The following is a 10479-nucleotide window of genomic DNA, read 5'->3' on the forward strand; positions in this document are numbered from 1 at the left end:
ACCGAAGGACCGTGACCCGCGATGGCGAACGACGACAAGCTCCTCGACTACCTCAAGAAGGTCACCGCCGACCTGCACCAGACCCGGCGGCGGCTGCAGGAGGTGGAGGGTGCCGCACCGGAGCCGATCGCCATCGTCGGCATGGCCTGCCGCTACCCGGGCGGAGTCACCTCACCGGAGGAGCTCTGGCGGCTCGTCGCCGACGGCGTCGACGCCATCTCCGGCTTCCCCACCGACCGGGGCTGGGACGTCGACGGCCTGCACGACGCCGGCGACGACCGGACCGGCACCAGCTACGTCCGGGAGGGCGGCTTCGTCCACGACGCCCCCGACTTCGACCCCGGCTTCTTCGGGATCAGCCCGCGCGAGGCGCTCGCCACCGACCCGCAGCAGCGGCTCATGCTGGAGGTCTGCTGGGAGGCGTTCGAGCGGGCCGGGATCGACCCCGAGTCGGTACGCGGTGACCGGGTGGGCGTGTTCGCCGGCTCCGGGCTCCAGGACTACGGCTACCTGCTGGACGCCGAACCGGAGATCGCCGAGGCGTACCTGACCACGGCGACCGCCGCCGCGGTCATCTCCGGCCGCATCGCCTACAGCCTCGGCCTGGAGGGGCCGGCCCTCACCGTCGACACGGCCTGCTCGTCGTCCCTGGTGGCACTGCACCTGGCCGCCCAGTCGCTGCGTCAGCGCGAGTGCACCCTCGCGCTGGCCGGCGGGGTGATGGTGATGTCCACCCCGGCCCCGTTCATCGCGTTCAGCCGCCAGCGCGGCCTCGCCCCGGACGGCCGCTGCAAGGCGTTCTCCGACACCGCGGACGGGACCGGCTGGTCCGAGGGCGCCGGGGTGCTGCTCCTCGAACGGCTCAGCGACGCCCGCCGCAACGGCCACCCCGTCCTCGCCGTGGTCAGCGGCTCCGCGGTCAACTCCGACGGCGCCTCGAACGGCCTCACCGCGCCCAACGGGCCCGCGCAGCAGCGGGTCATCCAGGACGCGCTCGCCAACGCCCGGATCTCGGCCGCCGACGTGGACGCCGTCGAAGGCCACGGCACCGGTACGACCCTCGGCGACCCGATCGAGGCGCAGTCACTGCTGGCCACCTACGGTCGGGACCGCCCGGCGGGCCGGCCGCTGCTGCTCGGCTCGCTGAAGTCGAACATCGGCCACGCCCAGGCGGCGGCCGGTGTCGGCGGCATCATCAAGATGGTGCAGGCGCTGCGCCACCGCGTACTGCCCCGCACCCTGCACGTCACCGCGCCGTCCCGGCACGTCGACTGGTCCGCCGGCGCCGTCCGGCTGCTCACCGAGCCGATGGACTGGGCGTCCGAGGGCCGCCCGCGCCGGGCCGGCATCTCGTCGTTCGGGGTGAGTGGCACCAACGCGCACATCCTCGTCGAGGAGGCGCCGGTCGAGGAGCCCGTGCCGGTGCCCGCGCCGCCGGCCGCCGGTCCCGTGCCGTGGCTGCTGTCCGGGCGTACCGCCGACGGGCTCGCGGCGCAGGCCGGGACGCTGCGGTCGTACCTGGCGGGGCGGCCGGAACTCGACCCGGTGGACGTGGCCTCTTCGCTGGCCACCGGACGGGCCGCGCTGGCGCACCGGGCCGTCGTGCTCGGCGCCGACCGGGACGCCGCGCTCGCGGCCCTGGTGGCCGGCGAGCCGCACGCCGGGGTGCTCCGCGGCACCGTCGGGGACGGCGCGACCGCGTTGCTCTTCACCGGTCAGGGCGCGCAGCGCCTGGGCATGGGTCGTGCACTGTACGAGGCGTATCCGGTGTTCGCGGCGGCGTTCGACGCGGCGCTGGCGGGTTTCGACCCGGGCTTGCGGGCGGTGTTGTGGGGTGCCGACGTTGCGGCGTTGAGCGCGACGGGGAATGCGCAGCCGGCGTTGTTCGCGTTCGAGGTGGCGTTGTTCCGGCTCCTCGAGTCGTGGGGGATCCGGCCGGACTTCGTGGCGGGTCATTCGATCGGTGAGCTGGCCGCCGCCCACGTGGCGGGGGTGTTCTCCCTGGCGGACGCGTGCAAGCTGGTGGCCGCGCGGGGCAGTCTGATGCAGGCGTTGCCGGCCGGTGGCGTGATGGTCGCGGTGCAGGCGACTGAGGACGAGGTGCGTCCGCTGCTGGTCGATGGTGTGGACATCGCGGCGGTGAACGGTCCGACGTCGGTGGTGGTCTCCGGTGTGGAGTCGGCCGTGGTGGCGGTGCTGGCCGGGTTGGGGGAGCGGAAGACCTCCCGGCTGCGGGTGTCGCACGCGTTCCACTCGCCGTTGATGGAGCCGATGCTGGCGGGCTTCCGCGAGGTGGCGGAATCCCTGGCCTACGCCGCGCCGACCGTGCCGGTGGTGTCCACGTTGACCGGTCGGCTCGCGGAGGCGGGCGAGTTGACCGATCCGGAGTACTGGGTGCGGCACGTCCGGCACACGGTCCACTTCGCCGACGCGGTCACCACCCTCGAGACCGCCGGGGTGACCCGGTTCGTCGAGGTCGGCCCGGACGGGGTGCTCACCGGCCTCGCCGAGCTGAGCGTGACCGGCCCGCAGTCGGCCACGATCGCCACCCAGCGCCGGGACCGCGACGAGGTGGCCACCCTGGCGACCGGCGTCGCTCGGCTCTGGGCCACCGGCGGGACCGTGGACCGGGCCGACTGGTGCCCGCACGGCCGCCGGGTCGACCTGCCCACGTACGCCTTCCAGCGCCAGCGCTACTGGATCGACACCGCGAACGCCGCGCGGAACCTCGCCTCCGCCGGCCTCGACGCCACCGACCACGCGCTGCTCGGCGCCGCCGTCACCGTCGCCGACGCGGACACGGTGGTCTGCACCGGCCGGCTCTCCGTCGACGCCCACCCGTGGCTCGCCGACCACGTCGTCGGCGGCCTGATCGTCTTTCCCGGCACCGGCTTCGTCGAGCTGGCCGTCCGCGCCGGCGACCGGGTCGGCTGCCCCGCCGTCGCCGAACTGACCATCGAGGGCGCGCTCGTCCTGCCGCGCGACGGCGCCGTGCAGGTCCAGGTCGTCGTCGGCGCGCCCGAGGCCGACGGCAGCCGTCCCGTCGGCATTCACTCCCGTACCCCCGACTCGCCCTGGACCCGGCACGCCACCGGTCGGCTCGCCGCCGCCGCGACCCTCGGCGCCGCGCTCACCGCCTGGCCGCCGGCCGGCGCCACGCCGATCGACGTGAGCGGCCTCTACGCCGAACTCGACGGCGTGGGGCTCGGCTACGGCCCCGCGTTCCGGGGGCTGCGGGCCGCCTGGCGGCACGGCGACGAGGTGTACGCCGAGGTCGCGCTCCCCGAGGCGGTCAGCGCCCAGCGGTACGGCGTGCACCCGGCCCTGCTCGACGCCGCCCTGCACGCGGCCACCTTCACCGGCACCCTGGGCGACCAGGCGGTGCTCCCCTTCGCCTGGTCCGGCGTCACGCTGCACGCCGCCGGAGCCACCGCGGTCCGGGTCCGGCTCCGTCCCACCGGCGGCGCGCTGGCCGTCGACATCGCCGACGGCACCGGCGCCCCGGTCGTCTCGGTCGACGCCCTGGCCCTGCGGCCGGTCTCCCTGGCACAGCTCGCCGCCACCCGCGACCCGGCCCACGACGCACTGTTCCGCGTCGGCTGGGTGCCCGCCCCCGCTGTCGGGGCCGGCGCCGCGGCCGCCTGGGCCGAGTGGGCCGATCCCACCGAACCCGTCCCGACCGCCCCGGTCGTGCTGCTGCGCTGCGGCGGCGGGCGGGACGCCGCGGCGGTGCACGCCGCCACCCACCGGGCCCTCGCCGGCCTTCAGGGCTGGCTCGCCGCCGACCCCGACCCCGCGGCGCGGCTGCTCGTGGTGACCGGCGGCGCCGTCGCGCTCCCCGGCGAGAACATCACCGACCTGCCCGGCGCGGCCGTCTGGGGCCTGGTCCGGGCCGCCCAGTCCGAGAACCCCGGCCGGATCCTGCTCGCCGACCTGCCCGGCCCGGCCGACCCGGCCGCCGTCGCCGCGTTCCTGGCCAGCGAGGAGAGCCAGGGCGCCGTCCGGGACGGCACCGTGCACGTCCCCCGACTGGTCCGGGCCACCACCCCCGCCGACCCGGCGCCCGCGTCGGTCTTCGGTGGTGACGGGGTGGTGTTGGTGTCGGGGGCGACGGGTTCGTTGGGTGCGGTGGTGGCGCGGCATCTGGTTACCGCGCGTGGGGTGCGGCGGCTGCTGTTGGTGGGTCGTCGTGGTGTGGACGCGCCGGGTCTTGCCGGGTTGGTGGGTGAGTTGGAGGGTCTGGGGGCCGAGGTGGGGGTGGCCGCGTGTGACGTGGCCGATCGTGGACAGCTCGCGGCTGTGCTGGACGGTGTGCCGTTGGTCGGTGTGGTGCATGTGGCGGGGGTGTTGGACGACGGGGTGATCGGGAGTCTGACGCCGGGGCGGGTGGATGCGGTGTTGCGTCCGAAGGTGGATGCGGTGCTGGCGTTGCACGAGGCGACGGCCGGGCTGGAGCTGTCGGCGTTCGTGGTGTTCTCGTCCGCCTCCGGGGTGCTGGGCGCGCCGGGTCAGGGCAGTTACGCGGCGGCGAACGCCTTTTTGGACGCGTTCGCGGTGCACCGCCGGGCCCAGGGTCTGCCCGCCCAGTCGATCGCCTGGGGCCTCTGGGACACCGAGAGCGGCATGGCCGGCGGGCTCACCGACAGCGACCGGTCCCGGCTGCGGCAGGGCGGCGTCGTACCGCTCACCCCGGACGACGGCCTCGCCCTCTTCGACGCCGCCGTACGCACCGATGACCCGTTCCTCGTCGCCCTCCGGCTGGACCTCGGCGCCCTCGCTCGCGGCGGCGCGGTACCGGACGCGTTGCGTGGCCTGGTCCCGACCCGCCGCCGCGCCGCGGCCACCGGCCCGGACGGCGGCCTGCGCCGACGCCTCGCCGGCCTGCCCGCCGACGAGTGGCACGCCGCCCTGCTCGCCCTGGTGGTGGAACGCGCCGCCGCCGTCCTCGGCTTCGCCTCCACCACGGCGATCGAACCCACCCGGGCCTTCAACGAGCTGGGCTTCGACTCACTGACCGCCGTCGAGTTCCGCAACGCGCTGAGCGAGGCGGTCGGGCTCCGCCTGCCCGCCACCGTCGTCTTCGACCACCCGAGCCCCGACGCGCTCGCCCGGCAGCTCCTCGCCGAACTCTCCGGCGTCGTCGAGGACGTCCCCGCCGCCGCGGTGACCACCGTGGCCGCCGACGAGCCGATCGCGATCGTCGGGATGGCCTGCCGCTACCCCGGCGGCGTCACCTCACCCGAGGAGCTGTGGCGGCTCGTCGCCGACGGCGTGGACGCGATCAGCGAGTTCCCCGCGGACCGGGGCTGGGACGTCGACCGGCTCTTCGACCCCACCGGCGAGACCCCCAACACCAGCTACACCCGGCACGGCGGGTTCCTGCACGAGGCGGCCCGGTTCGACCCGGCCTTCTTCCACATCAGCCCCAACGAGGCCCTGCTGATGGACCCGCAGCAGCGGCTGCTGCTGGAGGCGTCCTGGGAGGCGATCGAGCGCGCCGGCATCGACCCGACCACGCTGAAGGGCAGCCGGACCGGCGTCTTCGCCGGGATGATGTACCACGACTACGCCGCCAACAGCAGCACCGGCGCGATCGCCTCCGGCCGGGTGTCGTACGTCCTCGGCCTGGAGGGGCCGGCCGTCACCCTGGACACCGCCTGCTCGTCGTCGCTGGTCGCCATGCACCTGGCCGGGCAGGCGCTGCGCTCCGGCGAGTGCTCCCTCGCGCTCGCCGGTGGCGTCGCCGTGATGGCCAGCCCCGAGGTCTTCGTGGAGTTCAGCCGCCAGCGTGGCCTCTCCCGGGACGGCCGCGCCCGGTCGTTCGCCGCCGCCACCGACGGCACGAGCTGGGGCGAGGGTGTCGGCATGCTGCTGCTGGAGCGCCTCTCCGACGCGCGCCGCAACGGGCATCCGGTGCTCGCGCTGGTCCGCGGCTCGGCGGTCAACCAGGACGGCGCGTCCAACGGGCTGACCGCGCCGAACGGGCCGTCCCAGCGCCGGGTGATCCGGCAGGCCCTGGCCAACGCCGGACTCGCGTCGTCCGATGTGGACACCGTGGAGGCGCACGGCACCGGTACGACGCTGGGCGACCCGATCGAGGCGCAGGCGTTGCTCGCCACGTACGGCCAGGACCGGCCGGCCGACCAACCGCTCTGGCTCGGCTCGATCAAGTCGAACATGGGGCACACCCAGGCCGCCGCCGGCGCCGCCGGTGTGATCAAGATGGTCGAGGCGATGCGGCACGGTGTGCTGCCGCGCACCCTGCACGTGGACGAGCCGACGCCGCACGTCGACTGGTCGGCCGGTGCGGTGAAGCTGCTGACCGAGTCCCGGGAGTGGCCGCAGACCGATCGACCCCGACGCGCCGGGGTCTCGTCGTTCGGGCTCAGCGGCACCAACGCGCACGTGATCCTGGAACAGCCCCCTGTCGCGGACGTGGCGCCCGCCCCGGCGGCGCCCGTGGTGCCCTGGGTCCTGTCGGCGCGGACGCCGGACGCGGTCATCGACCAGGCCGGCCGGCTGCTCGCCGCCGTCGCAGAACACCCGGACCGGTCGGCGGTGGACGTGGCGTGGACCCTCGCGGGTCGCAGCGCGTTCGAGTACCGGGCGGTGGTGGTCGGCGCGGACCGGGCCGAGCTGCTGCGCCAGCTCGCCGAGGGCGTGCTGCCGGTGTCCCCGGTGACGGGTGCGACGGCGGCACTCTTCACCGGCCAGGGCGCACAGCGCCTCGGCATGGGTCGCCAGTTGTCCGCCGGGTATCCGGTCTTCGCGGAGGCGTTCGACGCGGTGCTGGCGGCGTTCGCGCGGGCCGGGGGCGACGTCGGCGACCGGCCCGGGCCCGACGACCGTGCCGGTCTACGGGATGTCCTGTGGGGTGACGACGTCTCGGCGCTGAATGCGACGGGGAATGCACAGCCGGGGTTGTTCGCGTTCGAGGTGGCGTTGTTCCGGCTGTTGGAGTCGTGGGGGATCCGGCCGGACTTCGTGGCCGGGCACTCGATCGGTGAGCTGGCGGCCGCGCACGTGGCGGGGGTGTTCTCGCTGGACGACGCCTGTCGGCTGGTGGCCGCCCGGGGCAGCCTGATGCAGGCGTTGCCGGTCGGCGGCGTGATGGTCGCGGTGCAGGCGTCCGAGGACGAGGTGCGTCCGCTGCTGGTCGACGGCGTGGACATCGCGGCGGTGAATGGTCCGACCTCGGTGGTGGTTTCCGGCGTGGAGGCGGCAGTGGATGCGGTCGTCGCGGGGTTGGGGGAGCGGAGGTCGACCCGGTTGGCGGTGTCGCATGCGTTCCACTCGCCGCTGATGGAGCCGATGCTCGCCGACTTCCGCCAGGTCGCACAGTCCCTCAGCTACTCGACGCCGACCATCCCGGTGGTGTCGACGCTGACCGGCCGGCTCGCCGAGGCCGACGAGCTGACCGACCCCGACTACTGGGTGCGGCACGTCCGGCAGGCCGTCCGGTTCGCCGACGCGGTCACCACCCTCGAAGGCGCCGGGGTCGCCCGGTTCGTCGAGGTCGGCCCCGACGGTGTGCTGACCGGGCTCGCCGCGCTGAGCGTGACCGGCCCGCAGGCGGTCACGGTGGCCACCCAGCGCCGCGACCGGGACGAGGTCACCACCCTGGCCGCCGCCGTGGGCCGGCTCTGGACCTCCGGCGCGCCCGTCGACCTGGCCGCCTGGTGCCCGCCCGGCCGGCGGGTCGACCTGCCGACGTACCCGTTCCAGCGGCAGCGCTACTGGCTCGACACCGCCGGCTACTGGGCGGACGCCTGGGCCGGCGCCGCCGCCGGGGCGGGCGACGTCGGCGCCGCCGGTCTGGACGACACCGGGCACCCGCTGCTCGGCGCCGTCCTCACCGCGCCCGACTCCGACGCGGTGACCCTCACCGGCCGGCTCTCCGTCACCACCCAGCCGTGGCTCGCCGACCACCTCATCGGGGAGAGCGTCGTGTTCCCCGGCGCGGGCCTGTTGGAACTGGCCGTCCGCGCCGCCGACCAGGTGGGCTGCGGCGCGGTCGAGGAAGTGACCCTGGAGGCGCCGCTGGTCCTGCCCGACCGGGGCGGGGTCGCCGTCCAGGTCCTCGTCGGCGCCGACGACGGGACGGGACGGCGGCCGCTGGCCATCCACGCCCGGGGCGACGAGCCGGGCAGCCCGTGGACCCGGCACGCCGCGGGCGTCCTCACCGCCGTACGGCCGGCAGCCGGCTTCCCGCTCGGCGAGTGGCCACCGCCGGGCGCCACCGCCGTCGCGCTCGACGACTTCTACGCCGGCCTGGAGGGCAGCGGCCTCGGCTACGGCCCGGCGTTCCAGGGCCTGCGCGCGGCCTGGACCGACGGGGACGTCCGGTACGCCGAGGTCGTCCTGCCCGACCCCGTCGCCGCCGACGCCGACCGCTACGGACTGCACCCGGCCCTCCTCGACGCCTGCCTGCACACGCTCGCGCTGCCCGGGACGCCCACCGACGACGGCACCGCGAAGCTCCCCTTCGCCTGGTCGGACGTGACCCTCCACGCGACCGGCGCCACCCGGCTCCGGGTACGGCTCGCCCCCACCGCGGACGGAGCGGTTGCCCTGCACCTGGCCGACGCCACCGGCCAGCCGGTCGCCTCGGTCGGCGCGCTGGTGCTGCGCCCGCTCGGCGCCGTTCCGGTCGCCACCAGCACCGTGCACGAGTCGCTCTACGAGCTGACCTGGGCGCCCGTGCCCACGGTGCCGCGCGGGACCCCCGCGTACGCGGACTGGACGGCACTGCCGGACGGCCACGTACCCGAGGTCGTCGTCTTCCACGCCGGCTCCGGCGCCGACCCGGCGGCGGTGCACACCGCCACCCACGAGGCGCTCGCCGTGCTCCAGACCTGGCTCGTCGACGACCGGTACGCCGACTCCCGGTTGCTCGTGGTGACCCGGGGGGCCGTCGCGCTCCCCGGCGAGCCGCTGCCGAACCTGGCCGGCGCCGCCGTCTGGGGACTCGTCCGCACCGCCCAGTCCGAGTCGCCGGACCGCTTCCTGCTCGCCGACATCGACGACCCGGCGGCCCTGCCGACCGTCCTCGCCGTCGACGAGCCGCAGGTGGTCGTCCGCGACGGCATCCCGTACGGCGCCCGGCTCACCCGGCCCACCCGTACCGCCGACCCGGCGCCCGCGTCGGTCTTCGGTGGTGACGGGGTGGTGTTGGTGTCGGGGGCGACGGGTTCGTTGGGTGCGGTGGTGGCGCGGCATCTGGTTACCGCGCGTGGGGTGCGGCGGCTGCTGTTGGTGGGTCGTCGTGGTGCGGACGCGCCGGGTCTTGCCGGGTTGGTGGGTGAGTTGGAGGGTCTGGGGGCCGAGGTGGGGGTGGCCGCGTGTGACGTGGCCGATCGTGGACAGCTCGCGGCTGTGCTGGACGGTGTGCCGTTGGTCGGTGTGGTGCATGTGGCGGGGGTGTTGGACGACGGGGTGATCGGGAGTCTGACGCCGGGGCGGGTGGATGCGGTGTTGCGTCCGAAGGTGGATGCGGTGCTGGCGTTGCACGAGGCGACGGCCGGGCTGGAGCTGTCGGCGTTCGTGGTGTTCTCGTCCGCCTCCGGGGTGCTGGGCGCGCCGGGTCAGGGCAGTTACGCGGCGGCGAACGCCTTTTTGGACGCGTTCGCGGTGCACCGCCGGGCCCAGGGTCTGCCCGCCCAGTCCCTCGCCTGGGGCGTCTGGGCCGACGACCTCGGCATGGCCGGCGCGCTGACCGACGCCGAACGGCAGCGGATCGCCCGCACCGGCGTCGCGCCGCTCAGCGCCGAGCAGGGCCTCGCCCTCTTCGACGCCGCCGGCACCGTCGACGCGGCCGCGCTGGTGCCGATCCGACTCGATCTGCGGGCCCTCTCGGCCGGCGGAGCCGACCTGCCGCCGCTGTTCCACCGGCTGGTGCGTCGCACCGGCCGCCGAACGGCACGGAACACCGCCGCGGACCTGGCGCGCCAGCTGGCCGAGCGGACTCCGGACGAGCGCGTCGGGCTCCTGCTCGATCTGGTCCGTACCCAGGCGGCGACGATCCTCGGCCACGCCGGCCCGGACGTGATCGAGCCCGACCGGGCCTTCAACGAGCTGGGCTTCGACTCGCTCACCGCCGTCGAGTTCCGCAACCAGGTCAACGAGGCCACCGGCCTGCGGCTGCCACCGACGCTGATCTTCGACTACCCGAGCGCCCGGGAACTCGCCGACCACCTGCACCGGGCGCTCGCCCCCGACGAGGAGGCCGCCGCCGCGGCCGCCACCGACGAGGAGCGGATCCGGCGGGTGCTGCGCAGCATCCCGCTCGGCCGGCTGCGCGACGCCGGGCTGATCGACACCCTGCTGGAACTGGGCGGCGCGGCCCCCACCGCGCCCCCGGCCGCAGCCGCCGGTGACAGCCCCTCCATCGACGCGATGGACACCGAGAGCTTGATCAACATGGCCTTCGACGGTCTCGACCTCGACCTTGACGACGTTGACACGGGAAGCGTGAGCTGA

At 75.4% G+C, this 10479-nt stretch carries 1 protein-coding gene; it reads left to right on the forward strand.

Features of this window, described 5'->3' with window-relative positions; genetic code table 11:
- Nucleotides 1-21: 21 nt before the first annotated feature.
- On the forward strand, nt 22-10479 hold the full coding sequence (locus AC5RWQ_RS02445; RefSeq protein ID WP_494281087.1) for an SDR family NAD(P)-dependent oxidoreductase: 10458 nt from the start codon (nt 22-24) through the stop codon (nt 10477-10479).

Source organism: Micromonospora sp. BS32 (assembly GCF_059089345.1).

Excerpts from the sequence above, each read along its gene's own strand:
- AC5RWQ_RS02445 (WP_494281087.1), top strand. The coding sequence starts at position 22 with ATGGCGAACGACGACAAGCTCCTCGACTACCTCAAGAAGGTCACCGCC.